Annotated in this window: 27 protein-coding genes; 14 read left to right on the top strand and 13 right to left on the bottom strand. The window is 68.2% G+C overall.

All coding sequences use genetic code 11. The features are described 5' to 3' along the window. Positions 1 to 263: hypothetical protein (locus ACAH41_RS14600; RefSeq protein ID WP_370538345.1), on the bottom strand; the 263-nt coding region annotated here is incomplete at its 3' end. A 756-nt stretch (positions 264 to 1,019) separates the two neighbouring features. Here ACAH41_RS14600 and ACAH41_RS14605 point away from each other — a divergent pair. The 11 genes from ACAH41_RS14605 to ACAH41_RS14655 all read left to right on the top strand — a co-directional run bounded on the left by ACAH41_RS14605 (position 1,020) and on the right by ACAH41_RS14655 (position 10,973). Beyond that, positions 1,020 to 2,000, top strand: coding sequence for an RluA family pseudouridine synthase (locus ACAH41_RS14605; RefSeq protein WP_325650607.1), 981 nt, complete (start codon positions 1,020 to 1,022; stop codon positions 1,998 to 2,000). A 37-nt stretch (positions 2,001 to 2,037) separates the two neighbouring features. Next, a complete protein-coding gene (locus tag ACAH41_RS14610; protein WP_325650610.1) occupies positions 2,038 to 2,700 on the top strand; it encodes an HAD-IA family hydrolase in 663 nt (220 codons plus the stop codon). 1 nt (position 2,701) lies between these two features. Beyond that, positions 2,702 to 3,085: a Rieske 2Fe-2S domain-containing protein gene (locus tag ACAH41_RS14615; RefSeq protein WP_325650612.1), complete on the top strand. Its 384-nt coding sequence runs from the start codon at positions 2,702 to 2,704 to the stop codon at positions 3,083 to 3,085. Positions 3,086 to 3,158: 73 nt separating this feature from the next. After that, positions 3,159 to 4,190, top strand: coding sequence for a S49 family peptidase (locus tag ACAH41_RS14620; RefSeq protein WP_325650613.1), 1,032 nt, complete (start codon positions 3,159 to 3,161; stop codon positions 4,188 to 4,190). A 132-nt stretch (positions 4,191 to 4,322) separates the two neighbouring features. Then, positions 4,323 to 5,189, top strand: coding sequence for a 3-methyl-2-oxobutanoate hydroxymethyltransferase (panB, locus tag ACAH41_RS14625; protein ID WP_325650615.1), 867 nt, complete (start codon positions 4,323 to 4,325; stop codon positions 5,187 to 5,189). 90 nt (positions 5,190 to 5,279) lie between these two features. Then, positions 5,280 to 6,119: a pantoate--beta-alanine ligase gene (gene panC / locus ACAH41_RS14630; protein ID WP_325650616.1), complete on the top strand. Its 840-nt coding sequence runs from the start codon at positions 5,280 to 5,282 to the stop codon at positions 6,117 to 6,119. Between the two features lie 54 nt (positions 6,120 to 6,173). Continuing rightward, complete coding sequence (gene bioB, locus ACAH41_RS14635) at positions 6,174 to 7,211, top strand: biotin synthase BioB (RefSeq protein WP_325650617.1); 1,038 nt, start codon at positions 6,174 to 6,176, stop codon at positions 7,209 to 7,211. 20 nt (positions 7,212 to 7,231) lie between these two features. Then, positions 7,232 to 7,651, top strand: a complete 420-nt coding sequence (gene panD / locus ACAH41_RS14640) for an aspartate 1-decarboxylase (RefSeq protein WP_141289374.1) — start codon at positions 7,232 to 7,234, stop codon at positions 7,649 to 7,651. Positions 7,652 to 7,658: 7 nt separating this feature from the next. Then, the gene (bioA, locus tag ACAH41_RS14645; protein ID WP_325650622.1) at positions 7,659 to 9,029 is read left to right on the top strand and encodes an adenosylmethionine--8-amino-7-oxononanoate transaminase; all 1,371 of its coding nucleotides are present in this window, start codon (positions 7,659 to 7,661) and stop codon (positions 9,027 to 9,029) included. Then, the gene (bioD, locus tag ACAH41_RS14650) at positions 9,019 to 9,756 is read left to right on the top strand and encodes a dethiobiotin synthase (protein WP_325650624.1); all 738 of its coding nucleotides are present in this window, start codon (positions 9,019 to 9,021) and stop codon (positions 9,754 to 9,756) included. Before bioA ends, bioD begins: the two co-directional genes overlap by 11 nt. Then, positions 9,744 to 10,973 carry an aminotransferase class I/II-fold pyridoxal phosphate-dependent enzyme gene (locus tag ACAH41_RS14655; protein WP_370538346.1) on the top strand — a complete coding sequence of 410 codons (1,230 nt, stop codon included), beginning with the start codon at positions 9,744 to 9,746 and terminating at the stop codon, positions 10,971 to 10,973. Before bioD ends, ACAH41_RS14655 begins: the two co-directional genes overlap by 13 nt. A 6-nt stretch (positions 10,974 to 10,979) precedes the next feature. On the opposite strand, the gene ACAH41_RS14660 is transcribed toward ACAH41_RS14655, so the two are convergent. The 6 genes from ACAH41_RS14660 to ACAH41_RS14685 form a co-directional block, all read right to left on the bottom strand. Then, positions 10,980 to 11,453 (bottom strand): DUF4405 domain-containing protein, encoded by a 474-nt coding sequence (locus tag ACAH41_RS14660; RefSeq protein ID WP_325650628.1) that lies wholly within the window; start codon positions 11,451 to 11,453, stop codon positions 10,980 to 10,982. 50 nt (positions 11,454 to 11,503) lie between these two features. Then, the gene (locus ACAH41_RS14665; protein WP_325650629.1) at positions 11,504 to 12,313 is read right to left on the bottom strand and encodes an FAD:protein FMN transferase; all 810 of its coding nucleotides are present in this window, start codon (positions 12,311 to 12,313) and stop codon (positions 11,504 to 11,506) included. Continuing rightward, positions 12,306 to 12,851 carry an FMN-binding protein gene (locus tag ACAH41_RS14670; RefSeq protein ID WP_325650631.1) on the bottom strand — a complete coding sequence of 182 codons (546 nt, stop codon included), beginning with the start codon at positions 12,849 to 12,851 and terminating at the stop codon, positions 12,306 to 12,308. Before ACAH41_RS14670 ends, ACAH41_RS14665 begins: the two co-directional genes overlap by 8 nt. A 10-nt stretch (positions 12,852 to 12,861) precedes the next feature. Beyond that, the gene (locus ACAH41_RS14675) at positions 12,862 to 13,755 is read right to left on the bottom strand and encodes a DUF6662 family protein (RefSeq protein ID WP_325650633.1); all 894 of its coding nucleotides are present in this window, start codon (positions 13,753 to 13,755) and stop codon (positions 12,862 to 12,864) included. 215 nt (positions 13,756 to 13,970) lie between these two features. Continuing rightward, positions 13,971 to 15,083: an acyl-CoA desaturase gene (locus ACAH41_RS14680; RefSeq protein WP_325650635.1), complete on the bottom strand. Its 1,113-nt coding sequence runs from the start codon at positions 15,081 to 15,083 to the stop codon at positions 13,971 to 13,973. A 13-nt stretch (positions 15,084 to 15,096) separates the two neighbouring features. Beyond that, complete coding sequence (locus tag ACAH41_RS14685) at positions 15,097 to 16,212, bottom strand: iron-sulfur cluster-binding domain-containing protein (protein ID WP_325650637.1); 1,116 nt, start codon at positions 16,210 to 16,212, stop codon at positions 15,097 to 15,099. Positions 16,213 to 16,360: 148 nt separating this feature from the next. On the opposite strand from ACAH41_RS14685, the gene fabR reads away from it, so the two are divergent. After that, positions 16,361 to 17,080, top strand: coding sequence for an HTH-type transcriptional repressor FabR (fabR, locus tag ACAH41_RS14690; RefSeq protein WP_325650638.1), 720 nt, complete (start codon positions 16,361 to 16,363; stop codon positions 17,078 to 17,080). Positions 17,081 to 17,108: 28 nt separating this feature from the next. On the opposite strand, the gene ACAH41_RS14695 is transcribed toward fabR, so the two are convergent. From ACAH41_RS14695 to hemP, 5 genes are read right to left on the bottom strand one after another with little or no spacing between them, the layout of a single operon-like run. Further along, on the bottom strand, positions 17,109 to 17,984 hold the full coding sequence (locus ACAH41_RS14695; RefSeq protein WP_325650640.1) for a ChaN family lipoprotein: 876 nt from the start codon (positions 17,982 to 17,984) through the stop codon (positions 17,109 to 17,111). A gap of 4 nt (positions 17,985 to 17,988) precedes the next feature. Continuing rightward, the gene (locus ACAH41_RS14700; protein WP_325650641.1) at positions 17,989 to 18,633 is read right to left on the bottom strand and encodes a DUF3501 family protein; all 645 of its coding nucleotides are present in this window, start codon (positions 18,631 to 18,633) and stop codon (positions 17,989 to 17,991) included. After that, on the bottom strand, positions 18,630 to 19,952 hold the full coding sequence (locus tag ACAH41_RS14705) for a DUF2325 domain-containing protein (protein ID WP_325650642.1): 1,323 nt from the start codon (positions 19,950 to 19,952) through the stop codon (positions 18,630 to 18,632). The genes ACAH41_RS14700 and ACAH41_RS14705 overlap by 4 nt, the downstream gene beginning before the upstream one ends. Positions 19,953 to 19,965: 13 nt before the next feature. Next, positions 19,966 to 21,036 carry a ChuX/HutX family heme-like substrate-binding protein gene (locus ACAH41_RS14710; RefSeq protein ID WP_325650643.1) on the bottom strand — a complete coding sequence of 357 codons (1,071 nt, stop codon included), beginning with the start codon at positions 21,034 to 21,036 and terminating at the stop codon, positions 19,966 to 19,968. Positions 21,037 to 21,076: 40 nt separating this feature from the next. Continuing rightward, positions 21,077 to 21,298 carry a hemin uptake protein HemP gene (gene hemP, locus ACAH41_RS14715; protein ID WP_141289842.1) on the bottom strand — a complete coding sequence of 74 codons (222 nt, stop codon included), beginning with the start codon at positions 21,296 to 21,298 and terminating at the stop codon, positions 21,077 to 21,079. 207 nt (positions 21,299 to 21,505) lie between these two features. Here hemP and ACAH41_RS14720 point away from each other — a divergent pair, with 207 nt between their 5' ends. Further along, positions 21,506 to 22,726, top strand: a complete 1,221-nt coding sequence (locus tag ACAH41_RS14720) for a PepSY-associated TM helix domain-containing protein (protein ID WP_325650668.1) — start codon at positions 21,506 to 21,508, stop codon at positions 22,724 to 22,726. Between the two features lie 10 nt (positions 22,727 to 22,736). Here the strand turns inward: ACAH41_RS14720 and fur are convergent, their stop codons facing one another. Further along, entirely contained in the window at positions 22,737 to 23,177 is a 441-nt protein-coding gene (gene fur / locus ACAH41_RS14725) for a ferric iron uptake transcriptional regulator (protein WP_325650645.1), read from the bottom strand. 252 nt (positions 23,178 to 23,429) lie between these two features. Here fur and bfr point away from each other — a divergent pair, with 252 nt between their 5' ends. Continuing rightward, entirely contained in the window at positions 23,430 to 23,909 is a 480-nt protein-coding gene (bfr, locus tag ACAH41_RS14730) for a bacterioferritin (RefSeq protein ID WP_325650646.1), read from the top strand. Positions 23,910 to 24,085: the final 176 nt, after the last annotated feature.

Below are 24,085 nucleotides of genomic sequence, written 5' to 3' on the forward strand. Positions count from 1 at the left end.
AAACAGGCTTCGAGCGAAGGCTCGACGCGCGTCACGACGGCCTTGTAGATGTTGCCCTTGCGCTGTTCGCGCCCTTCGATCTCGGTCTCGAAGTCGAGCAGTTTCTGCCCGTCGACGATGGCCAGACGCCGCTCTTCCGGCTGCGTCGCATTGATCAGCATGCGTTTCATGTGCACTCCTTCAGCATGCCGCTGCCCCCGGTTTCGGGGCGCGCGGCATGCGCATGAAGGTGTCAGCCGCCTGCAGGACAGGACGGGCAACACCTCAACCGATGCACGAGAAACAAGAAATGAAGCCGGAAGAAGGAATCGCCCTGGACTGACAAAGAACCGCGTTGGCGGCTCAGCGCGTCAGCGTTGGCGCGTGCGGTGAATCGGCTCCGGCCCAGGCGCCTGCTCGCCGCTTCCCGGGCCGCCCGGCGCGGAGCGCACGCGGCTGCACCCGGCCGCGCGCAGGCCGCACCGGCAACGTGCCGGGGCCTTTCGTCAGCAGGGTAGGGGAATGGGAAGACAACGTGCGCACAGCGTGGCGTTGGGGCTGATTCGACCGCCGGGCCTCGCTCGCACCGCGGGTCGCGCGGCACAGGCAAGGTCCGATGAAAACCTTGTTTGGATGTCCTGCACAAAGGCAGGACGGCACATTCCATGAATTCTCTGCCGCCTCTCTCGTGCCAGCCGCGGGTCACGTCGGGACCCGCCATTCCGGCCTTGAAAAGGCGTTGCATCACCTTGGACACGCGCTACTTCTGCGTGTGCCGCCACCATATCGCCCGGAGCACCCGGGTAAACTCTGAATAATCAAGCACTTAGGGCTCAATCGTGGCTCAGACCATTATAAAGGCCAAAAACAGGCCTGCCACGGGCCCGTCACGCAAGGCCACGACGACTGTGCGTGGCGGCGTCCAGCCTGGCAGCGCCACGCCCAAACGGCCGCCCAAGCCTGCAGCCAAAACGCTTGCCAAGCCGAGCACCGCCACCGCGGCGACCCATCGCGCATCGCTTGCGGGCAAGCCCGCACCGGTGCCGGCAGCCCCGCCGCCAGTCCAGGTCCAGCAGCTCACGATTGACGACGGCAGCGCTGGCCAGCGCCTGGACAACTTCCTGCTGCGCGTGCTCAAGGGTGTGCCCAAGACGCATGTCTACCGCATCATCCGGGCCGGCGAAGTGCGGGTGAACAAGGGCAGGGCTGCGGCCGACACTCGGCTCGAATTGGGCGACATCGTGCGCGTGCCGCCGGTGCGTGTGTCCGCCAGCAGCACCGACGAAGCTGCAGCCGCAGCAGTGCCGCCACGCGAATTCCCGGTGCTGTTCGAGGACGAGCACCTGCTGGTGATCGACAAGCCGGCCGGCGTCGCGGTGCACGGTGGCAGCGGCGTCAGCTTCGGCGTCATCGAGCAGCTGCGTCGCGCCCGGCCGCAGGCCAGGTTCCTGGAACTCGTGCACCGGCTGGACAAGGAAACCTCCGGCCTGTTGCTGCTGGCCAAGAAGCGCAGTGCGCTGACCGCACTTCAGGACCAGTTCCGCCAGCGCGAGACCGGCAAGACCTACGCCGCGCTGGTCATCGGCCACTGGCCGGAGGCCAAGAAGGTCATCGACGTCGCGTTGCACAAGTACCTCACGCCCGAAGGCGAGCGGCGGGTGAGGGCGGTTCCGGAGGATCACGGCGAAGGCCGGCGCTCCATCTCGCTGGTGCGCGTGGTCCAGCGCTACGCCGCGTTCAGCCTGCTGGACGTGACCATCAAGACCGGCCGCACGCACCAGATCCGGGTTCACCTGATGCACGAAGGCCATGCCATCGTCGGCGATGACAAATATGGTGATTTCGGACTGAACAAGGCCTTGGCGGCCGGCCGCATGGTGGCTGGCGCGAAGTTCGAACGCATGTTCCTGCATGCCCGCCGGCTGGCGTTCGACCATCCCGCCAGCGGGGAGCGCATCGAGCTGGCGGCGCCGCTGCCGCGTGAATGCGAGACACTGCTCACCCTGTTGCCAACCGCCTGAGCCGGCGGTCGACCCTTGTTGGCCGAGAATCCATCGCATGACCCGACCCCGCCGCTTTGACCTGATCGCCTTCGACTGGGACGGCACGCTGTTCGACTCCACCGCGCTCATTGCGCGTTGCATCCAGCAAGCCTGCCGCGACCTGGGTGTCGCCGTGCCCACGCTGGAGCAGGCTTCCTACGTCATCGGCCTGGGCCTGCACGACGCCTTGCAGCACGTGGTGCCCGGCCTCCCTGCCGAGCGCTACCCGGAGCTGGGCCGGCGCTACCGCCACCATTACATGGCCGCGCAGCACGACATCAGCCTGTTCACCGGCACGCTGGAAATGCTGCACGCGCTGCGTGAGCGCCAGCATTTCCTGACGGTTGCCACCGGCAAGAACCGCAGCGGGCTGGACGAAGCGCTGGCCCACACCGAGCTGCGCGGCCTGTTCGACGGCAGCCGCACGGCCGACGAGACCTTCTCCAAGCCGCACCCGCGCATGCTGGAAGAGCTGATGCGCGAATTCGGCGTGTCGCCCGAGCGCACGCTGATGATCGGCGACACCACGCATGACCTCCAGATGGCCATCAACGCCGGCACGCCTTCCGTCGGCGTCAGCTTCGGCGCGCACGACCATGCGTCGTTTGCGCCATTGAACCCCTTGTTCGTGGCCCATTCCACTGCAGAGCTGGCCCAATGGCTGCTTCACAATGCGTGACGTGAACGCCACTCCTTTTGTCCAACAGCCGCTCTGCGCCAGTGATGCACTGGTCGAGCGCGGCACCGCCCTGTTGTTCGACGTGACACTGTGGGGCCAGCCGGCCCGCGCGTTCGCGATGCGTTTCGACGGTCGTGCCGTTGCCTACATGAACCGCTGTGCCCACGTGCCGACCGAACTGGACTGGCAGCCCGGCGAGTTCCTGGACCACGACAAGCGCTGGATCGTCTGTTCGCTGCATGGCGCCACTTACGAGCCGTCTGACGGCCACTGCATTGCCGGCCCCTGCCGCGGCGAGCGGCTGATGGCGCTGGACCTGGTCGAACGCGACGGCCAGGTCAGCTGGTACCCGACGCGGGACATCCAGCCGCTGAGTTTCGATTGAGCTGCAGACCAGGCGCTGTCCGGCCCGTTCTGCCCCCTGATTTCCCTTCACAGGCTTACCCGCTTCCCTCTTGATGAACCCGCCCACCGAACCGACGTTCCAAGATTCGCCAGAACTGCCACCACCACCGGTCTCGCCCAGCCCTGCGTCGGCCGCTGCCGCGTCGGCCGAGCCGGACCGGCTGCAGAACCTGGAATCGCTGATCCGCCAGCTTGGCGGCGAAGTGCTGCGCGAACGCCGCAGCGAGCGTCGCTGGAAGCTGGTGCTGCGCCTGGGCTGGTTCGGCCTGGTGCTGGCCATCATCTGGGGCGTGATGTCGCAGCGCGGCCATGTCAACTCGCCTTCGGGCCCGCACACCGCGCTGGTCGAAGTGCGCGGCGAGATCGCGGTGGACGGCGCCGCCAGCGCCGAGAACCTGGTGGCCTCGATCAAGAGCGCCTTCGAGGACCAGACCGCGCAGGCCGTGGTGCTGCGCATCAACTCGCCTGGCGGCAGCCCGGTCCAGGCCGGCATCATCAATGACGAGATCCGTCGCCTGAAGGCGCTGCACCACAAGAAGGTGTATGCCGTGGTCGAGGAAATGTGCGCCTCCGGCGCCTATTACATCGCGGTCGCGGCCGACGAGATCTACGTCGACAAGGCCAGCATCGTCGGCTCCATCGGCGTGCTGATGGACGGTTTTGGCTTCACCGGCCTGATGGACAAGCTGGGCGTGGAGCGCCGGTTGCTGACCGCGGGTGCCAACAAGGGCATGCTGGACCCGTTCTCGCCGCAGAACGAAAAGCAGACCGCCTATGCCAAGGCCATGATCGACCAGATCCACCAGCAATTCATCGCGGTGGTCAAGCAAGGCCGTGGTGCCCGCCTGAAGGAAACGCCGGACACCTTCTCCGGCCTGTTCTGGAACGGCGAACAAGCGGTGGAACTGGGCTTGGCTGACCATTTCGGCAACCTCGACTACGTCGCCCGGGAAGTGGTTCAGGCCGAGGAAGTCATCGACTACACGCCGCAGGAAAACGTGGCCGAGCGGCTGGCCAAGCGCTTTGGCGCATCGATTGGTGCCGGTGCCGCCAAGGCGCTGACGCAGATCGGCACGCTGCGCTGAAACACTGCGCGGCTGCGATGATGACCCTACCACTGGTAGGGTACTGAGCCGGCTGCGCATGCAGAATGCCCAGCCTTGCTGCGATGCAGCACATTGGAGCCCGGGTTGGTTTGACTGGGTTGTGACAAGACGATGAGTGTTCACCCTGCCGAAAACGCCACGCCCGCCGCGGCCCGCCCTGTGACCAGCCTGCCGCGCCTGCGCGAGATGGCCGCGCGTGGCGAGAAGCTGACGATGGTCACCTGCTACGACGCGACCTTCGCGCAGTTGCTCGAAGAAGCCAGCGTCGACACCTTGCTGGTCGGCGATTCGCTGGGCAACGTGGTGCAAGGCGAAAGCAGCACGCTGCCGGTCACGCTGGCGCACATGGCGTATCACACCGCCGCGGTGGCCCGCGCCAAGCGCAACGCCTGGCTGATCGCCGACATGCCGTTTGGCAGCTACGAAGCCAGCCCGCAACTGGCGATGGCCTCGGCGGTGACGCTGATGCAGGCCGGCGCGCAAATGGTCAAGCTCGAAGGCGGTGGCGTCACGGCCGAAACCGTGCGCTTCCTGACCGAGCGCGGCATTCCGGTCTGCGGCCACCTGGGGCTGACGCCGCAACGGGTGCACGCGCTGGGCGGCTTCCGCATCCAGGGCCGCGAAGAAGCCGCGGCCGCGCTGCTGCGGGCCGATGCGGCTGCGCTGGCGGACGCTGGCGCCGCGATGCTGGTGCTGGAACTGGTGCCCTCGGTGCTGGCCCGGCAGATCACCGAAGCCCATCCGCAGATGATGACGATCGGCATCGGTGCCGGGGCCGGCACTGCTGGCCAGGTGCTGGTGCTGCACGATCTGCTGGGCCTGACGCGTGGCAGGCGCCCGCGTTTCGTGCGCGACTTCACCCGAGAGCCCGGCAGCGAGGCCGATGCGCCGGGGCTGTCGGTCGCGCAGGCGCTGCGGCGCTATGTGGTGGACGTCAAGGCCGGGCTGTTCCCCGACGAGACGCTGCACGGTTATTGAGAGCGCGGTCGCCGGGGTGTTGCAGCCCTGGCAACTGACCGGGCCGCAAGGCCCAGCCGGCCCCGCCGTGGGCCGCGAGGAGAATCTTGCATGCGTGTGATCCACACGGTGTCCGAATTGCGCGAAGTGCTGGCCGGCCAGCCGCGCACCGCATTTGTGCCCACCATGGGCAACCTGCACGAAGGCCATCTGTCGCTGGTGCGCGAAGCCGCGCGCCATGGCTCGCCGGTGGTCGTCAGCGTCTTCGTCAACCGCCTGCAGTTCCTGCCGCACGAGGACTTTGACCAGTACCCGCGCACGCTGGCCAAGGACGCCGAACTGCTGGCCACCGCTGGCTGCGACATCGTTTTCGCTCCCGCCGAGGACGAGCTCTACCCGGTGCAGCAGACCTACAAGGTGCAGCCGCCGCCCGCACTGGCCGACCTGCTGGAAGGCGAGTTCCGCCCTGGCTTCTTCACAGGTGTGTGCACCGTGGTGATGAAACTGTTCCAGGTCGTGCAGCCCGCCGTCGCGGTCTTCGGCCAGAAGGACTACCAGCAGCTCAAGGTGCTGGCCGGCATGGCCGAGCAGTTCATGCTGCCCACGCGGGTGCTGGGTGCGCCCACGGTGCGGGCCGATGACGGCCTGGCGCTGTCCTCGCGCAACGGCTACCTGGGGCCGGCCGAGCGCACCGAGGCCGTGGCGCTGTCGCAGGCGCTGCATCAGCTGGCCACCAGTGCGCGCGTGCCCGGCCCGTCGCTGGCCGAACTGGAGGCCAGGGCGGCACAAAGCCTGCGTGCGCGTGGCTGGCTGCCCGATTACCTGACCCTTCGCCGCCGCAGTGACCTGCTGCCGCCGAGCGACGAGCAGCGTCTGGGCAGTGAACCGCTGGTGGCGCTGGCCGCTGCGAAGCTGGGCCAGACGCGCCTCATCGACAATCTCGAGCTCTGAGAGAGCTTTTGATTTCCGCTATCTCTTTCGCTGTTTTTACTGGAGTCGACCCGCATGGCCATCGTGACCTCTTCCTCCGCCGGCACCGCCGCTGCTTCGGCCCAGCCCATCCAGATCGTGCGCCCCAAGGCGGCCAAGCCGGTGCCGGTGGAGCGCTGGTCGGTGGCGGAAATCGAAGCCTTGTTCGCGCTGCCGTTCCCCGAGCTGCTGCACCGCGCGCAGCTGGTGCACCGTGAGCACTTCGACCCGACCGAGGTCGAGCTGGCCACGCTGCTGTCGATCAAGACCGGCGGCTGCCCGGAAGACTGTGGCTACTGCCCGCAATCGGTCCACTACGACACGGGCGTGGACGCGACCAAGATGATGGAAGTGGACGCCGTGCGCGAAGCCGCCATCGCCGCCAAGGGCGCGGGCGCCACCCGTTTCTGCATGGGTGCCGCCTGGCGCGCGCCCAAGGACCGCGATGTCGAGAAGGTGGCCGACCTGATCCGCGAGGTCAAGTCGCTGGGCCTGGAAGCCTGCTGCACGCTGGGCATGCTGAATGAAGACCAGGCCGTGACGCTGAAGGAAGCCGGCCTGGACTACTACAACCACAACCTCGACACGGCCCCCGAGACCTACGGCAAGATCATCTCCACCCGCGACTACCAGGACCGCCTGGACACGCTGGAGCATGTGCGCAACGCCGGCATGTCGGTCTGCTGCGGCGGCATCGTCGGCATGGGTGAGAGCCGCACCGAGCGCGCCGGCCTGGTGGCGCAGATCGCCAACCTCGAGCCCTACCCGGAATCGGTGCCGATCAACGAGCTGGTGCAGGTCGAGGGCACGCCGCTGCACGGCACCGACAAGCTGGACCCGTTCGAGTTCGTGCGCACCATCGCCGTGGCCCGCATCACCATGCCCAAGGCGCGCGTGCGCCTGTCGGCCGGCCGCCAGCAGATGGGCGAGGGCATCCAGGCCCTGTGCTTCCTGGCCGGCGCCAACTCCATCTTCTACGGCGACAAGCTGCTGACCACCGGCAACCCGGAAGTGGACCGCGACCGCGAACTGCTGGAGCGCCTGGGCCTGCATTCCCGCCACGTCATGGGTTGATGGGCTGAAGAGACATTGCCATGTTCCGCACCCTGCTGAAATCCAAGATCCACCGCGCCACCGTCACCCATTGCGAGCTGCATTACGAAGGCTCCTGCGGCATCGACGAGGACTTGCTGGAGGCGAGCAACCTGCGCCCGAATGAGCAGATCCACATCTGGAACGTCAACAACGGCGAGCGCTTCGTCACCTATGCGATCAAGGCGCCGCGCGGCTCCGGCATCATTTCGCTGAACGGCTCGGCCGCGCGCCGCGCCAGCGTCGGGGATCTGGTCATCATCGCGGCCTTCGGCATGGTGCACGAGGACCGGCTGGACGAGGTCTCGCCCAAGCTGGTCTTCCCCGATGCGATGAACCGCATCGTCGAAGTGCGCAGCGAAGTCGCTGGCCCGCAGGCCGGTGATGAGATGGGTGCCGACATGAGTGGCGACCCGATCTGAGCCTGGCGTGACAAACGAGGATTGGCGCGGCCGCAGCCTGAAGGCGGTCTGGCACCCGTGCACGCAGATGAAGCTGCATGCACGGGACATCGAACCCCAGCCGCTGATCCCTGTGGCCCGCGCCGAAGGCGTGTGGCTGCATGACTTCGACGGCCGGCGCTACCTGGACGGCATCAGTTCCTGGTGGGTCAACCTGTTTGGCCACAACCACCCGGCGATCCGCGAGGCGCTGGTTCAGCAACTCCAGTCGCTGGACCATGTGATGCTGGCCGGCTTCACGCACGCGCCGGTGGTCGAGCTGTCCGAGCGGCTGTCCGCGCTGACCGGCCTGGGCCATGCCTTCTACGGCAGCGACGGCGCCTCGGCGACCGAGATCGCGCTGAAGATGAGCGCGCACCACTGGCGCAACGCCGGCCGGCCCGGCAAGAACTGCTTCGTCGGCATTGCGGGTGGCTACCACGGCGAAACCGTGGGCGCGCTGGCGGTGACCGACATCGCGCTGTTCCGCGAAGCCTACGCGCCGCTGGTGCGCCTGGGGGCCACCGCGCCCAGCCCGGACGCGCGCGGCGCGCTGCCTGGTGAAGACGCCGCCGCTGTGGCCGAACGTGCCGCCGCCGCACTGGGCGACTGGCTGGCCGCGCACCACGAACAAACCGCTGCCGTCATCGCCGAGCCCTTGGTTCAATGCGCCACCGGCATGGCCATGCACCATCCGGTCTACCTGCAGCGCTTGCGCGAACTCTGCGACCGCTACCAGGTGCACCTGGTGCTGGACGAGATCGCGGTCGGCTTCGGCCGCACCGGCACCTTGTTCGCGCACCAGCAAGCCGGCATCCTTCCCGACTTCCTCTGCCTGTCCAAGGGCCTGACCGGCGGCACGCTGCCGCTGTCGGCCGTGCTGACGACCGACGCGGTCTACGCCGCCTTCTACGACGACGAGGTCGCGCGTGGCTTCCTGCATTCGCACAGCTACACCGGCAACCCGCTGGCCTGCCGCGCCGCGCTGGCCACGCTGGACTTGATCGCCTCGACCGACATCGTCAACGCCAACCAGGCCACCGGCGCACGCCTGTGGGCGCAATTCGAAGGCCTGACACAGCACCCGCGCGTCAGCCACGCGCGCCGCCAAGGCATGATCTTCGCGTGGGATGTTGCCAGCAGCCTGGCGGACTTCTCGCGCCGCTACGCCCGTCATGCGCTCGCGCAAGGACTGGTGCTGCGGCCCATCGGCCACACGCTGTACGCGATGCCGCCGTATGTGATTTCCGAAGGCGAAGGCCAGTGGCTGGCAGACGGCGCGCTGAAGGCGCTGAATGCCACGCTGGCCGAAGAAACCGCCGGCCTGCCGGCCCAGGCCGGGGTGCTCGATGGCGTCTGAACCAAAAGCGGTGGTGGGCTGTTTCGTCACCGGCACCGACACCGGCGTCGGCAAGACCCTGGCCAGCAGCGCGCTGCTGCATGCGCTGCGCCGCCACCATGCGCGCGTGGTCGGCATGAAGCCCATCGCTTCAGGCTTGATCCCGCACCCGGAACATGCCGGCCAGATGGTCAGCGAAGACGTGCTGGCGTTGCGAGCCGCCTCCAGCATCGTCGTGCCGCCCGAGCTGGACAATCCGGTCGCGTTGCCCGAGCCGCTGTCGCCGCACCTGTCGGCCGCGCGCGCCGGCCAGCGCATCGAGATCGGGCCGCTGGTCGAGCGTCTGCAGGTCCTGCAGGCCCAGGCCGACGCGGTGGTCGTGGAGGGTGCCGGCGGTTGGCTGGTGCCACTGAACGAGCGCGACACCATGGCCGACCTGGCCCGGGCGATGGCGCTGCCGGTCGTGCTGGTTGTCGGCCTGAGATTGGGGTGCCTCAATCACGCAATGCTCAGTGCGCAGGCCATCCGCGCCAGCGGTCTGCGGCTGGCCGGCTGGATCGCCAACCACATCGACCTCGAAATGGCCTGCCCGGCCGAGAACCTGAGCTATCTCAAAGCACACATGGACGCGCCGCTGCTGGGCTTGCTGCCCTGGCAGGCGCAGCCGGACGCACAGGCCTGCGCGTCCGAATTGGTGCTGCCGCGGGCCTGGCGCACCGTGGTGACCGCGCAGGGATCGGCGCCGTGACCGTCAGCTGGATCGACGAATTTGAGAGCCGGCTGGCCGAGCTGGGCGAAGCCAGCCTGCTGCGCCGCCGGCGTGTCGTCGTGCCCGAAACCGGCGCGCGGCTGACGGTGGACGGCCAGTCCATGCTGGCTTTCTGCAGCAACGACTACCTGGGCCTGGCCGGCGACCCGGCGCTGCGCGCCGCTGCGCATGCGGCCATCGACGCCTACGGCATTGGCTCCGGCGCTTCGCCGATGGTCAGCGGCCACAGCGCCGCGAATGCCGCGCTGGAAGACGAGCTGGCGGCCTTTGTTCAGCTGCCCAAGGCGCTGTACTTCTACGCCGGCTTTGCGACCAACGCCAGCATCGTGCCGGCCTTGGTGGGTCCTGGCGACGCGATGTTCTCCGACGAGCTGAACCATGCCAGCCTGATCGATGGCATGCGCCTGTCGAAGGCCCGCATCCAGCGCTACGAGCATGCCAACCTGGAACGCCTGGAGGCGCAACTTGCGGCCAGCACCGCACCGCGCAAGCTGGTGCTGACGGATGCTGTCTTCAGCATGGATGGTGACGTGGCCGATGTGCCCGGCCTGCGCGCGCTGTGCGAAAAATACGATGCGCTGCTGCTGATCGACGACGCCCACGGCTTCGGCGTGCTCGGCCCGCAAGGCCGCGGCGTGCTGGCCGCCGCCGGGCTGACCGGTGCCCAGGCTTCGCGCCGCGTGATCTACATGGCCACGCTGAGCAAGGCGCTGGGCGTGGCGGGCGCCTTTGTGGCGGGAGATGCAGTCGTCATCGAATGGCTGCTGCAGAAGACACGCAGCTACACCTTTGCCACTGCCGCGCCCGCGCTGCTGGCCGAAGCGGTGCGCGCCGGTCTGCGCGAAGTGGCGCAGCCGCAGGGCGATGCACGCCGGGCCGCGCTGCAGGCCCGCATTGCCCAGCTGCGCGAGGGGCTGGCCCCGGCGCGACACCCCGAGATCGCCGCAGTCGGCTGGCAGCTGCTGAAGTCCGACACGGCCATCCAGCCGCTGATCATTGGCGACAACGCTGCGTCGCTGCAGCTGATGGACGCCTTGCGCGAAGCCGGCCTGTGGGTGCCGGCGATCCGTCCGCCCACCGTGCCGGCCGGCACCGCGCGGCTGCGCATTGCGCTGTCTGCCGCGCACACTGAGGCCGACGTGGCCCTGCTGGTCGACACGCTGCGGCGTTTGGCCGCCGCCAGCCTGCCGAGCTGAGCGGCCTCAGTCGCTGTGGACCTGCCGCCCGCGACGGTGCGAGCGGCGGTGCAGCAAGGCCAGTGCCGCCATTGCGAAGCCAGCGCCGGCATGCAGCCAGCCCATGGCCGGCCGCCATTCTTCCGGCGTGAAGTAGTACAGCGCGTAGCCGGTGCCCACCATCAGCGTGGCCAGCGCGACCAGGCCGATGCCGGTGCTGCGCTGCATGCCGCGTGCACCGCGCCGGTGATGGTGCGTGACACGCCAGCCAGCCGGGATGTGGTTGCCGCCCAGCACGCCCAGCACGAACAGCCCGGCGAAAGCCGCCGCGCCGTGCAGCCGGATGCACCAGACTTCCAGCGGATGCGGCAACTCGCCGGTGCCGGCGCCAATGCTGTAATGCACGCCCAGCCAGACGATGCCTGTGAGCAGCAGCAGCAAGCCCACCACGAGCAGCAGACGCAGTTGCCAGCCAGGCAGGCGGATCAGGGGACGGGTCATGGTGTCGTGACTTGCGGCCCGCGGGTCGGGCCAGGCAAACAAACCGCGCATTATCCTGGCAGCGCGGGTGCCAGCAGTGCGCCGCCCAGTCGCTGCACCCAGGCCGAACGTTCGGCGGTGGGGGCCAGTGCGGCCACCTTGGTCAGCGCATCTGCGCGCCAGGCCTGCCGGGCCACGACGCTCCAGACACCGATGGCCGGTGGCTGCGCACCGACGATGCAGCCTGGAAAGCGCTGCGCGTCGCCATGACCGACGGCCGAGCTGGCAAGCGCCGCCTGGCGCAGGCTGCCAAGCTCCGTGTGCGAGCCATCCAGCTCGCGCCGCGCGACCGGCAGCGCATGCTCACCAAACACCCGCAGGTCGCCGCCGGCATTGACCCAGCCTGCCCGCACACAGCGCCGCATGGCGCTGACTGCCAGGTCGATTGCAAAACCCTTGGCAATGCCATCCAAGGTCAGCCGTACAGGCCGCCGCAGCCTGGCTTGCATGCCGTTCAGTTCGATGTCGCCGGCCACGCCCATCGGCAAGGATGGCGGGCCGCCGTGGTCCGGCAGCACACCTTGCGCCACGAGCGCACCGCCAACAGTGCAGTTGAACAAGCCATCGCTGAGTCGCGTCAGCGCGCGCGCCAGCCACAGCAGCCGAATCGTCTCGCGGCTCTGCGTGACGGCCTCGCCGCCGGCCTGGTTCAGCCGGCTCAGCTCGCTCACGGGCGACTGGAAGCTCCACAGCGCCTGCGCGCGCTCGATGGCGGCGAAGCCAGCAGCCAGCGCGGCATCCAGTGCAGCATCGTCCGGTCCGCTTGCGCCGAGCTCGACAAAGGTGCCGAGCAGCGGGCGCATGCGCCGGCGTTCAGGCATGGCCGGCGAGGTAGAGCTGGTGGATCACCAACAGGCGCTTCACGCCATCCAGGATGTTGCGGCAGGACAGCGTGGCGCCGCTGATGTTGGGCACGTCCTCGTCGAGCTTGAAGGGCTCGCCCAGCTTCTTGCCGACGAAGTTCTTGCGCCAGCTGAGGTCGCGCACCTGGCCGCCGTGGGTCTCGCGGTAGCTGAGGATCTCGACGCCAGTCACCTTGCCGTCGGCCGAGATGCCGGTGGCATAGGTGATGAACTCGTGCTTGCCGATCACCTCGTCGACCAGCACCCAGCCCAGCAACTGGCCGTCACGCTCGGCGCGCCAGGCCTTCTGTTCCTCGGCGCGCTGGCGCACGCCGGCCTGATCCTTGATCTTGTCGCGCTGCGCGTCGCTGAGCTTCAGCGAGCTGTCGACAAAGGTCTTGGCGGCGGGGAACAGCAGGGTCTGGGCTTGTGCCGCCGTCAGGTAGTCGGCGGCGTGGGCCTGGCTGATGACGGCGGCGGGCAGCAGCAGGGCGGCCAGATCGAGGGGGCGTCGCATGGCAGGCGGATCAGAAGTTGTAGCCGATCTTCAGGCGGACTTCGCGCTTGGTCTTTTCGATCAGGTGCAGGTCGTTGTCGGTCTGGCCGGCGTACTTTTCACCACCGCCCTGCAGCTGCTGGAAGTAGGTCAGCGTGCCCCACCAGCGCTCGCCGCCGTAGTGCAGGCTGGGGCCGGCAAACAGCGACCAGCGTTCTTTGCCGACCTCGGTTTCGAACTCGGTTTCGTGCTGCGCTTCCACGCCCACGTACCAGCTCGGCGCGAAGCGGTAAGAGGCGCCGCCGCCGAACTTCAGGTTGATTTCCATTTCCGGATCGGTCGGCCAGTCGAAGCCTTCGGGCAGGTTGGCGATGGCAGAGCGCTTTTCATAAGCCGCCCGCACGCCGAGGTTCCCGACCAGCGTGACCTGGCCTTCCATCAGGTACTTCTGCGCGGCCAGCGTGGTCTCGAATTCCCACTCGGTCTTCTTCTGGCCCGAGTGCACATCCAGCCAGCCGTATTCCAGCGTGGTGATGGCCGACAGGCCGATGTCGTCCTTGGCCGGGCTGAGGAAGTTGTACTTGGTGCCAAGCTCGATGCCCTGGGTCTTGAAGCCGAACTTCTTGGCGCCCGGCAGGTAGCCGTCAATCGTCAGGCCCGAGGTGTCCAGCGACATGCCGTTGAGTTCGGCAGACACCTGGAAGCGGTCGGTCACGCCGTATTCCAATTCGGTCTTGGAATCGATGGCGCGGTAGTGACCCTGGCCTTTGTCCGAGCGGTCGGTGAACCACTGGTAGGCCTCCAGTGCGCCCTTGGGCAGCACCTCGGCGCCCTTGACGTAGCCGAACAGGTTTTCATCGGCACGTGCGGCGCCGGCGCAGACGAGCAGCGCCGCGGCAGCGGCCGCAACAGAAGTGAATCGCATGGGATGGGTGGGGTTGGAGTGGAGAAGTCGCGCAGTCTGGTGCTGCGTCGAAAACACGCATTATCAATGCGAATCACTCGCAACAAGGTTTCTGGTTGCATCCCGGCAACAGCGCGGCCTGGCGCGTGCCTCAGCCACCGCGCAGCAAAACGGCCGGGCAAAGCCGGCCGTTTTCATCTCTCGCAAGAGGCCAGGCGGCCCTTGCTCCTGGCGGGTCAGCTCCCGCTGGTCGCGCCAGCCAATTGCACACGCGGCGGCTGGCTGGGGAAGCTGTGGCGCACGATGCGCCAGATCACCTGGCCGAACTGGCGCGTCAGCGAGCCGGTGTTGTACGGCACGCCGTAGCGGCGGCAGATGTCCTTCACCACCGGCGCCATTTCCACGTAGCGGTTGGCCGGCACGTCCGGGAACAGGTGGTGTTCGATCTGGTGGCTCAGGTTGCCCGACAGGAAGTTCAGCGCGAAACCGCCGGACAGGTTGGACGAGCCGAGGATCTGGCGGAAATACCACTGCGGCCGGGTTTCTTTGCGGACCACGCTCTTCGGGAAGGTGTGCACCTCGGTCGTGAAGTGGCCGCAGAAGATGATGGTGTAGGTCCACAGGTTGCGCAGGCCGTTGGCCACCAGGTTGCCGGTGAACACGGTCAGGAAACCCGGGCCGGCCAGCAGCGGGAAGAACACATAGTCCTTCAGCAATTGGTAGCGCACCTTGCGCAGCACTGGCAGCGCCAGGTGGAGGATCAGCTTGCGGTGCTTCGGGCCCTTGCCGATGTTGCCCAGGCGCAGGTCCTGGATGGCCACGCCCCACTGGAACAGCAGCGCGAAGATCAGCGCGTACAGCGGCTGCAGCAGGCGGGCCGGGTGCCACTTCTGCTCGGGGAACAGGCGCAGCACGCCGTAGCCGATGTCGTCGTCCATGCCGTGCACGTTGGTGTACGTGTGGTGGCGGAAATTGTGCGTCTTGCGCCAGCTGTCGGCGGTGGCCACGATGTCCCACTCGAAGGTCTTGCCTTGCAGGTGAGGGTCGCCCATCCAGTCGTACTGGCCGTGCATCACGTTGTGGCCCAGCTCCATGTTGTCGATGATCTTCGACAGACCGAGCGACAGCGCGCCCAGCACCCAGGCGGCCAGCCACCATGGCGCGGGCAGGAAGGCGCCGGCCATCAGCAGCACGCGGCCGGCCACGCCGGTGTAGCGCACGGCCTTCACCACGTTGCGGATGTAGCGCGCATCGCGATCACCGATGGTGGCCTCGGTGCGGGCACGCAGCGCGTCGATCTCGGCGCCGAAGCGTTCGAGCTGGTCAGGGGTCAGGGCAGCAACACTCATGAATTTGGATGGCTCAGAGATCGATCGTCAAATCGGTGCAGGGTCGGCTGACGCACAGCCGCAGCGCGGCTTGCGGTTCGGCATCGCGCTGGCCGTTCACCAGGTCTTGCGTCATGCCTTCCACGCGGGTGCAGACGCAGGTGTGGCAAATGCCCATGCGGCAACCCGAAGGCGGCTTGAAGCCCTGGGCTTCCAGCGCGGTGAGCAGCGACTGCCCGCCAGGCACCGTCAGCGTCTGGCCGCTGCGGCGCAGCGTCAGTTGCACCGGCTGGGCGTTGGCGGCGTCTGTCATCGCGCTGGCGGGCAGCGAGAAAGCCTCGCTCTGCAGGCCGGCCACACGGCCTTCGAGCAGCGCGCGGGCGTTGGCCACGAAGTCGCCGGGACCGCAGGCCATCACGCGGGTCGCGGCCAGTGCTTCGGCGCTGCCGCCTTCGCCCAGCAAGGCAGGCAGGGTTTCCGTCGACAGCCGGCCGGCGGATTCGCCGTCGGCCAGCGCGGTTTCGCGGGTCAGCACAAAACGCAGCTTGAAGCGTGGGTGCTGGCGGGCCAGTGCGCGCAGCGCATCGGCTTCGATCAGGCGGTCGCGCCGGCGTGCCCAGACCACCAGCTGGACTTCGGCCTGCGGGTACTGCAGCAGCGCAGGCACCAGGCTCAGGAAGGGTGTGACGCCGCTGCCAGCGGCCAGCAGCAGCCACTGGCCCGCAGGCTGGGCCGGCACGACCATGTCACCAAACGCGGCGCCCACGCTCAGCAGGTCGCCCACGCGGGCGTGCTGGCAGAGATGGGTGGACAAGCGACCCTGGTCCACGGCCTGCACGGTGATGGACAGCAGGCCATCGGCGCCCGGCAGCCGGCTCAGGCTGTAGCTGCGATTGACCTGGTGGCCATCGACCTGCGCGCCGACCTGCAGATGCTGGCCCGGCAGCACCGGACCGACATGGCGGTTGGGCTTCAGCACCAGCGTCACGGCGCCCTCGGAGGCGGCGCGGCGTTCGACGATGCGTGCCAGCGGACGAGCCCAGGTCCACAAAGGGTTCAACCGGCCGGCCCAGAAATCGAACAGGGCGGGGTCGATCAGCGAATGCGCGTAGCCCGTGCGTTGGGCCGGGCGCGTCAAGGTCGTGGACACAAGCACTCCGGTCAAGGTGAGGCGTGCAGTATACGGCCGTCAATACGCGCGTCTATACAGCCGTATATTAATTGGGGGTTAGTTGACGCAGCGCAGCGTGCGCACTGCACGCGGCAGGCCGGTATCATGGGCAGTCACCCTGATGCCCATGAACAGCGCCCTGGCTTCCACCTTGCCTTCGACCCCGCCGGTGCCCGCTGCCGATCCGGCGCTGGCGGCTGCCGAGCCGGCACCTGCGCTGTCCCAGGGGCCGGGCCGCAAGGCGCACATTTCGCGTGAAGACATCATGCGGGCCGCGCTGAAGCTGCTGGGCCCGCACCGCAGCGTCTCCACGTTGAGCCTGCGCGAGATCGCCCGCGAGGCCGGCATTGCGCCGAACAGCTTCTACCGCCAGTTTCGCGACGTGGACGAATTGGCCGTGGCCCTGATCGAGCAAGCCGGCGCGTCGCTGCGGCAGATCATCGGCAAGGCACGGCGCCGCGCCGGCACCGAACGCAGCGTGGTGCGCAGTTCCGTCAAAGCCTTCATGGAACAGCTGCATGCGGACGACAAGCTGCTGCACATCCTGCTGCGCGAAGGCGCCGTCGGCTCTGACGCTTTCATGCAGGCGGTCGACCGCCAACTGAGCTTCTTCGAGGAAGAGCTGCGGCTGGACCTGATGCGCATGGCCAGCGACGGCCGCACCGGCCTTTACGAGCCCGCGCTGACCGCCAAGGCCATCACCCGGTTGGTGTTTGCAATGGGCGCCACCGCGATGGACCTGCCACCCGAACGCCTGCCAGCGTTGACGGAACAGGTGATCGTGATGGTGCGCATCATCATGACCGGCACCCAGGCCTTGGCCCGCGACCCGACGCTGCCGAAGTAGGCCAGCGGCACCCACGGTAGCGCCCGGTTCAGCCGGGCTTTTTCATGTCCTCGCAAGGGTCCGGCCGCGTGGCTGCCGCGGTACGCCGCACCTGCTGGTAGCGCCCGGACTCCCCGCTGCCCTCTGGTTCGAGCCAGGCGACCGAGACGATGTCCGCCGCCGGCACGCCTGCAGCCCGCAGGTAGAACGGCACGCCCAGGTCGCTGCGCACATGGCCGTTGCCGGCGATCAGCACCACCTGCGGCGCCTTGCCGGCCGGCGCGCTGGCGGCGCCGGCGAGCATTGCCTGCGCCATCGCCGCGTCACGCACGCGCTGAGCCAGCGCCATCGGGCCGAACAAGCTGGGCGGCAGTGCGCCGCAGTGGCTGGCTTCGATGTCTGCCTCCACCGCCAGTTGATCGGCCGGCTGCCAGCCGGGCGCGTCGAGCAACGGCAGCAGGTCGGCCGGCACGGCGGCACGGCCTTCGCGCACGACGCGGCGCACGGCGTCGCGGCTCAGGTTGCCGCCTGCGAGGTGAACGTCGCCTGCCAGCGCCGCGTCGAACAGCGGCTGGTGCAGGGGCCAGGCCCAGGCCTTCAGTTCCAGGCCGCCAGCTTCGGCAACCATGGTCGCGTTCGCGGGCTGCAGCCGGGCGGCCTGCTGCAGCGCTGCGTCGTTGGCCCGGTTCATCTGCTCGAAGACGACCCAGGTTCCGCGCCCGGCGGCGCGGTTGGCGGCCGCCAGCTGCCGCAGCCAGGCGGCGCGTTGTGCGTGGTGCAGCGGGTTGTCGTGTTGTTCCCCCAGCAGCAGGAAGGACGCGCGGGTGGCTTCGGGCGTCGGGCCGGCTGGCGCTGTGGTCTGGCAGCCAGCCAGCAACGCGAAACCGGCGCTACAGAGCGCCAGCAGTTGGCGGCGGCGCTGCAAGGCTTCAGCCCGCGGTGGCAAAGCCGCGGCCCGGCCAGGCGGGCGACGCGACGCTGCGGCCCGGCAAGGCCAGCTCGCGGCGCAGGCGCTGCATCGCGTAGGCAGGAATCGGCCGGGACCAGTCGGCATGCGGATGGGCGCAGCCCAGCATTGCCGGACGGCCAGCCAGCACCGCGGCGCGGAAGCTTTCGGTCAGGGCAAAACGCAGCGCGTGGCGCGGCGCGGAGGCCTTCTCGCCGCCCAGGTAGACGGCCTGCACCCAGACCCGCGGCTGGCGCTCGACCTCCACGTACAGCCGGGTGGCTGCCTGGTCCAGCAGCGCATGCAGCAGGGCCAGCGGCTGGCCGCCGGCCTGTTCGGGCAGCACGGTCTGGGTCAGCGTGGCGGTCCATTCGGTGCCGTCGGGCACGTGAGCGGTCCAGTCGCTGCCGGCGGGGGCCGCGGCCTGGCCGTGGAAAGCTTCGAGCAGCCGGCTGCGCACCGTCAACTCGTCTTCGAACTGCAGTTGCCAGTGCGGACCCAGCGCCACGGTGCGGGCGCGCCGGTGGGCTTGCAACTGGCGCTGGTGCTCGCGCCGGTGCGACCACCAGGCCTGCAGCGTGGCCAGCGCGTCGCCGGCAGGCGGCAGCGGTTTGGGATGCGGGATCATGCGGGCAGTATGCGGGCGCCTGGGTTCGGCGCCATTAGGGAAGTTGCGTCCTGGCCGCCACCGGCCGCCTTGAGGCTGAACAAGGCACGCCGCAAGCCGGCGCTGCTGGGGTTGTCGACGAACACGCAGCGTTTGCCGGTGCGCTTGCAGTGGTCCTTGACGCGCCAATAGGCGTCGTGGCTGATGCAGCCGGTCTGGCAGATCACCAGGTCGGCCGCGGCCAGCGTGCTGTCCAGCCGGGTGGTGCTGTCTTCCTCGCCGCCGTCGTGGTGCAGGAAACGGCCGCCGCCTTGTTCGATCATCTGGCGGTAGACCGGCACGCTGCCGGTGCGCCCGCCCACGCACAGCACCGCGCGGTCCAGCAGCGCCGCGGCGAGGGCTTCGGGGCTGTCCGGCAACTCGGCACCGACGTTGGCGCAGTCGCTGTCGTGCCGGGCCTGCAGCCGGTGCAGCTCCTGCAGTGCTTCATGGGCGCGCAGGCGCTCGCGCTCGGCTTCGTGGCGGCTGCGCAGCAGCGCGCGCTCCAGGTCCTGGATGCGCTCGACCTGCTCGGCGACTTGCCGGCTCAGCGTGCTGCGCTCGCGCAGCGCGGGCACCTCGGCTTCGAGCCGGCGCAGTTCCTGCCCCAGGTCGGCAATCACCGTGTCGCGGCCAATCAGCTCGGCACGAGCCTGCATCAAATGCGCCTGCAGTTCATCCAGCTTGCGGGCGTGTTGCTCGGCCTGGCGGCTGCAGCGCTGCTGCGCCTGCCCCAGTTCGCGCGCCAGCACCTGGTTTTCGTCCAGCAGCGCCTGCAGCCGCGCGAGGTCGGCCCGGTCGGCGGCGCCGTTCTGGTGCTGCAGCATGTGGATGTCCTGCAGCACCTGCTCTTCCAGCATCGCGTCGCAGCGCGGGTGCGTGAGCGTGGCCCACAGCGCGCCAGCCACGCTGTCGCCGGCGGCCGAGCGCTGGGCCCAGAATCCGGCCAGCGCCTCGGTGGTCTTCAGCGGCTGGCTGTGGCGCAGCGAAATCGCGTAGCGCCGGTCCAGCTCTTTTTGCACCGTCTCCGACATCGCGTTGCGCAGCTTGCACTCGGCGTTCACGCCGCAGTGCAGCTCGTAGTCACTGGCCACCGTCTTGCCGCCCAGCTGCTTGTCCACCAGCTTGCGCACCACTGCGATCGGCAGGCACACACCGATGACCGGGCACTGCGCATGGCCCGAAAGCTCCCAGATGCGGCGGCGACGCGAGCCGTTGGGCGGCATCAGGTGGGCCGGGTGCGGGTTGGCGCCCGGCAGGGCCGCGGCTGTGACTGTGGCAGCAGGTTGGAAGGGTGGCATCGCGGCTCGTGGTTCAGCAGGGCGAATCTTCGAGCGCAACGCTGGCCAGCAGCTCGCGCCATTCGCAGCGTTCGGCCTGGCCCGGCGCCCGTTGGCCGCCGATGATGGCCAGCGTGCGGCCATCGGCGTCAAACAGTTCCAGCGAGCTGACCAGGCCCTGGCTGGCCGGCAGCCGCACCCGCCAGGCGCTGGCAATGCGGTCCTCGCGCAGTTGCAGCTGCAAGCCGGCGTCGTTGACTTGCAGCCACGGGCCTTGCACCTCGACCTGGTGCAACGGCCCGCTGTAGGTTTGGACCGCGCCCGGGTTGCCGCAACACAGGCTCAGCGGCATGCCGGTCTGCGCGGCGCGGGCCAGCACCTCCTGCGCGCCGCCGCTGTCCACCGGTTGGGCGAATTCGGGGGCTGCGAGCTGCAGCGCCTCCAGCCGGCTCAGGCCATGGCGGCGCAGCAGCGTGTAGAAGTCCTGCGGCGCACGCATCGAGGCCCAGCCGGCGCGAAACGCGCGTTGGTCAACACGGGGGGTGGGGCACACAGCCGGTGCGTTGCCGTTCGCTGCGTGCTGCGGAAACCGGGCTGCGGCCGGCGCGGCAAAACGGGCCACCAGCGCGTCGAATGCGGGCACCCGGCTGCGGGGGCCCAGCGTCACATCGTGCAGCGGCAGGCCCTGGGCATCGAAGAACTGCAGGCTGCGCTGCAAGCCGGTGGCCATGTGCTCCTGTACCGCGTAACCGTGCGCCCACGCCGCGTAGAACAGCCTCAACTCCAGGCGCCCGCCCGAAACGTGGCCCTGGTCGCCGCACAGCAGTGCGCGGCCGTAAGGGCCGCTGGCGGCCAGCGTGCAGGCCGCCTGGCCGGTGCGCGCCTGCACCTCACCCAGCGCACCGATGCCGGCCATCAACGCCGGCCAACACGGCTGCAGCGGCACCGCTCGCCACGGCGTGTCGGCTGCGGCTGCCCGCGAGCGCCGCGCTGGTGGGTCGGCGGCGAAGCCGGGCCACGGGGTGGCCCGGACCGAAGGCGTTGGCGAGACGGAGGGCCGGGCGCGGCCGATGGGCTCGCTGCGCGGCGGCACGGCAAGGGTCATGGCGCCGCAAGAACCAGTGGGCTGCATTCCCGCGGCCGCTTCACTTGGTGAGGATGAGCTTGCCCAGCGCTGTCAGGCGCAGGCGATAGACCTGGTCGCCGTGCGCGATTTCGGCCTGCTGCGCCTGGGCCAGCAAGTCCTGGCTGCGCCATCGGGGGCAGGCAGCCCCATCGGGCGCGCGCGCCGGTGTGGCGCTGATGGCCGGCGTGTTCGGGGCGGACACCGAGACCGGGGCGGTGAAGGAGGTTTGAAGGGCTTGCATGAATGCATCGTAATACGAGCGATTCTTATTTGCATCCATAAAGACTTGTGCGGCGAATGGTCTTTGAGTTGGCGCGCGCCGGACGGGCCGTTCCGAACTGGCAAATCGTCCGTTGCGGGTGCATGAATGAGAATGATATGCATTAAAATCAATCGCGCCCCGGCAGACAGATGCTGTGCGGGAACCCCGACCCGAGAGACTTCCATGATCAGAGCTTGGATGGTGCGGCTGCACCGCTGGTTTGGCCTGGTGGCCGCGCTGTTCCTTTTCATTGCCGGCGCCACTGGTGCCGTGATTTCGTGGGACCACGAGCTGGACGCCTGGCTGAACCCGGCGCTGTACGAGGCGCACAGTGGCGGGCAGGGCCGGGCCCGGCCGGCGGCCGAACTCGTCGCTGCGGTGGAAGCGGCGGATCCCGAGGTGCGCGTCAGCTACTACCAGCTGGCGGTCGAGCCGGGGGAGACCTTCAGCGTGTCGGTGGTGCCGCGGGTCAACCCGGCCACCGGCCAGCTGTTTGAGCCTGGCTACAACCAGGTGGCGCTGGACCCGGTGACGGCCGAGGTCCAGGGCCGCCGCGAATGGGGCGCCGTGTCGCTGAGCCGCGAGAACCTGTTGCCCTTCCTCTACAAGCTGCACTACTCGATGCACCTGCCCGATGCCGGTGGCATCGAGCTGGGCATTTGGCTGATGGGCCTGATCGCCATCGCCTGGGTGCTGGACACGCTGATCGCGCTGTGGATCTCGTTCCCGAATGCCGCGCAGTGGAAGCGTTCGTTTGCCTTCCGCTGGGGCGCTGGCGGGCACAAGCTGGTGTTCGACCTGCACCGCTCCGGCGGCGTGTGGCTGTTCCTGCTGGTGCTGGTGCTGGCCGTCACTTCGGTGGCCATGAACCTCAACACGCAGGTGATGCGGCCAGTGGTGTCGGTGTTCTCGACACTGTCGCCATCGCCTTTTGCCAGCCGCACGCCAACGGCGCCCACCGCGGCCGCCGAGCCGCAGGTCAGCGCCGGCCAGGTCATTGCCCTGGCGCAGGCCGAAGGGCAGCGGCGGGGCTTCAGCGAGCCGGCCGGCGCGGTGTTCCTGTCGCCGGAGTTCGGCCTCTGGGGCGTGGGTTTTTTCCGCCCCGGACACGACCACGGCGATGGCGGCCTGGGCAATGCCTGGCTTTATTTCGACGCCAGGACCGGCGAGCTTGCCGGTGACAGCGTGCCCGGCACCGGCAGCGCCGGCGACATCTTCATGCAGAGCATGTTCCCGCTGCACTCGGGCCGCATCATCGGCATGACCGGGCGGGTGCTGATCTCGTTGATGGGCGTGATGATCGCCATCTTCAGCGTCACCGGTGTGCTGATCTGGGCGCGCAAGCGGCGCGCCCGCAGCGTGGTGCAGAAGCTGGCGGTCACCAAGGGCATGCGCGCTGCCGCCTGAGCGCGCTGGTTCAGGCCCGGTCCTGGCAGGCCGGGTCGCTGCACAGCCCGTAGAGCGACAGCGCATGTTCGCGCAGTTCGAAGCCGCGTTCGGCCGCAATGCGCTGCTGGATCTGCTCGATCGCCGGGTCGCAAAACTCTTCCACCTTGCCGCAGCGCAGGCAGACCAGGTGGTCATGGTGCTCGCCGTGGTTCAGCTCGAACACCGCGCGGTCGTTGTCGAACTGGCTGCGCAGCAGCAGGCCCGCCTGCTCGAACTGCGTGAGCACCCGGTAAACAGTGGCCAGGCCAATGTCAGAGCCGTCGGTGAGCAACTGGCGGTAGACATCTTCCGCGCTCAGGTGGCGACGCTCGGAACGGTCGAACACGGCCAGGATGCGCAGCCGCGGCAGCGTCGCCTTCAGGCCGCTGGTCTTCAGTTCTTCGGCCTGGGTCTGGGGTGTCTTGTGCATGGTGTTGGCGAACAGGCAAGGCTTGATTATTGCAAATGAGATCGATTTGCATCAAGGCAAGAATTGGAAGTTTATGTTGAGTCTCCGCCCGCCCGGGAGAAGCCCGAATGGGAGCGATTCGCGATCCAACCGGTCCGGCATGGATAGCCATTTGGCCCATGGGGTGATGCGGCGCAGAATGCCGCGATTCGCAGCGCGTGGGGATCCGCGCGCTGGCCGACCTCACACACAACAACCTCAAAGGAGCGGGCCATGAAGGGCGACGCAAAAGTCATTGAATTCCTGAATGCGCAGCTGAAGAACGAGCTGACCGCCATCAATCAGTATTTCCTGCATGCCCGCATGCTCAAGCACTGGGGCCTGCTGAAGATCGCGGCGCATGAGTACAAGGAATCGATCGAGGAAATGAAGCATGCGGACAAGCTGATCGACCGCATCCTGATGCTCGACGGCCTGCCCAACCTGCAGGACCTGGGCAAGCTGTTCATCGGTGAGAACGCCGTCGAGACGTTGCACTGCGACCTGAAGATCGAGATGGGTTCGCACCCGCTGCTGAAGGACGCGATTGCCCACTGCGAAAGCGTGCGCGACTATGTTTCCCGCGATGTGCTGCTGGAGATCCTGGACGACACCGAGGAGCACATCGAACACCTGGAAACCCAGATCGCACTGGTGGCCCAGGTCGGCGAGCAGAACTGGCTGCAGAGCCAGATGAGCGAAGACGAATCCTGAAGCGACTGCCCGCATCGGAAAAGCCGGCCTTGCGCCCAATGCCAGTCAGTTAAGCCCTGACTGGCATTTTTTTGATGGGTACTTGCTGCGACTGGAGCGTTTGACCACACGTGGGAAGCTGCGTCCGGCACGGCGAGGTGGCAGCACGTAGTAGCGGGCCTGATCCAGCAGGCGTT

This window comes from Ideonella sp., assembly GCF_041287625.1.
In the GTDB taxonomy this organism is placed as follows: domain Bacteria; phylum Pseudomonadota; class Gammaproteobacteria; order Burkholderiales; family Burkholderiaceae_C; genus Ideonella.

Bases quoted from the DNA above. Each gene is read 5' to 3' on its own strand.
- ACAH41_RS14610 (WP_325650610.1), top strand. From the start codon at position 2,038: ATGACCCGACCCCGCCGCTTTGACCTGATCGCCTTCGACTGGGACGGC.
- ACAH41_RS14620 (WP_325650613.1), top strand. From the start codon at position 3,159: ATGAACCCGCCCACCGAACCGACGTTCCAAGATTCGCCAGAACTGCCA.
- panB (WP_325650615.1), top strand. From the start codon at position 4,323: ATGAGTGTTCACCCTGCCGAAAACGCCACGCCCGCCGCGGCCCGCCCT.
- panC (WP_325650616.1), top strand. From the start codon at position 5,280: ATGCGTGTGATCCACACGGTGTCCGAATTGCGCGAAGTGCTGGCCGGC.
- bioB (WP_325650617.1), top strand. From the start codon at position 6,174: ATGGCCATCGTGACCTCTTCCTCCGCCGGCACCGCCGCTGCTTCGGCC.
- panD (WP_141289374.1), top strand. From the start codon at position 7,232: ATGTTCCGCACCCTGCTGAAATCCAAGATCCACCGCGCCACCGTCACC.
- bioD (WP_325650624.1), top strand. From the start codon at position 9,019: ATGGCGTCTGAACCAAAAGCGGTGGTGGGCTGTTTCGTCACCGGCACC.
- ACAH41_RS14660 (WP_325650628.1), bottom strand. From the start codon at position 11,453: ATGACCCGTCCCCTGATCCGCCTGCCTGGCTGGCAACTGCGTCTGCTG.
- ACAH41_RS14665 (WP_325650629.1), bottom strand. From the start codon at position 12,313: ATGCCTGAACGCCGGCGCATGCGCCCGCTGCTCGGCACCTTTGTCGAG.
- ACAH41_RS14670 (WP_325650631.1), bottom strand. From the start codon at position 12,851: ATGCGACGCCCCCTCGATCTGGCCGCCCTGCTGCTGCCCGCCGCCGTC.
- ACAH41_RS14675 (WP_325650633.1), bottom strand. From the start codon at position 13,755: ATGCGATTCACTTCTGTTGCGGCCGCTGCCGCGGCGCTGCTCGTCTGC.
- ACAH41_RS14680 (WP_325650635.1), bottom strand. From the start codon at position 15,083: ATGAGTGTTGCTGCCCTGACCCCTGACCAGCTCGAACGCTTCGGCGCC.
- fabR (WP_325650638.1), top strand. From the start codon at position 16,361: ATGAACAGCGCCCTGGCTTCCACCTTGCCTTCGACCCCGCCGGTGCCC.
- ACAH41_RS14700 (WP_325650641.1), bottom strand. From the start codon at position 18,633: ATGATCCCGCATCCCAAACCGCTGCCGCCTGCCGGCGACGCGCTGGCC.
- ACAH41_RS14705 (WP_325650642.1), bottom strand. From the start codon at position 19,952: ATGCCACCCTTCCAACCTGCTGCCACAGTCACAGCCGCGGCCCTGCCG.
- ACAH41_RS14710 (WP_325650643.1), bottom strand. From the start codon at position 21,036: ATGACCCTTGCCGTGCCGCCGCGCAGCGAGCCCATCGGCCGCGCCCGG.
- hemP (WP_141289842.1), bottom strand. From the start codon at position 21,298: ATGCAAGCCCTTCAAACCTCCTTCACCGCCCCGGTCTCGGTGTCCGCC.
- fur (WP_325650645.1), bottom strand. From the start codon at position 23,177: ATGCACAAGACACCCCAGACCCAGGCCGAAGAACTGAAGACCAGCGGC.
- bfr (WP_325650646.1), top strand. From the start codon at position 23,430: ATGAAGGGCGACGCAAAAGTCATTGAATTCCTGAATGCGCAGCTGAAG.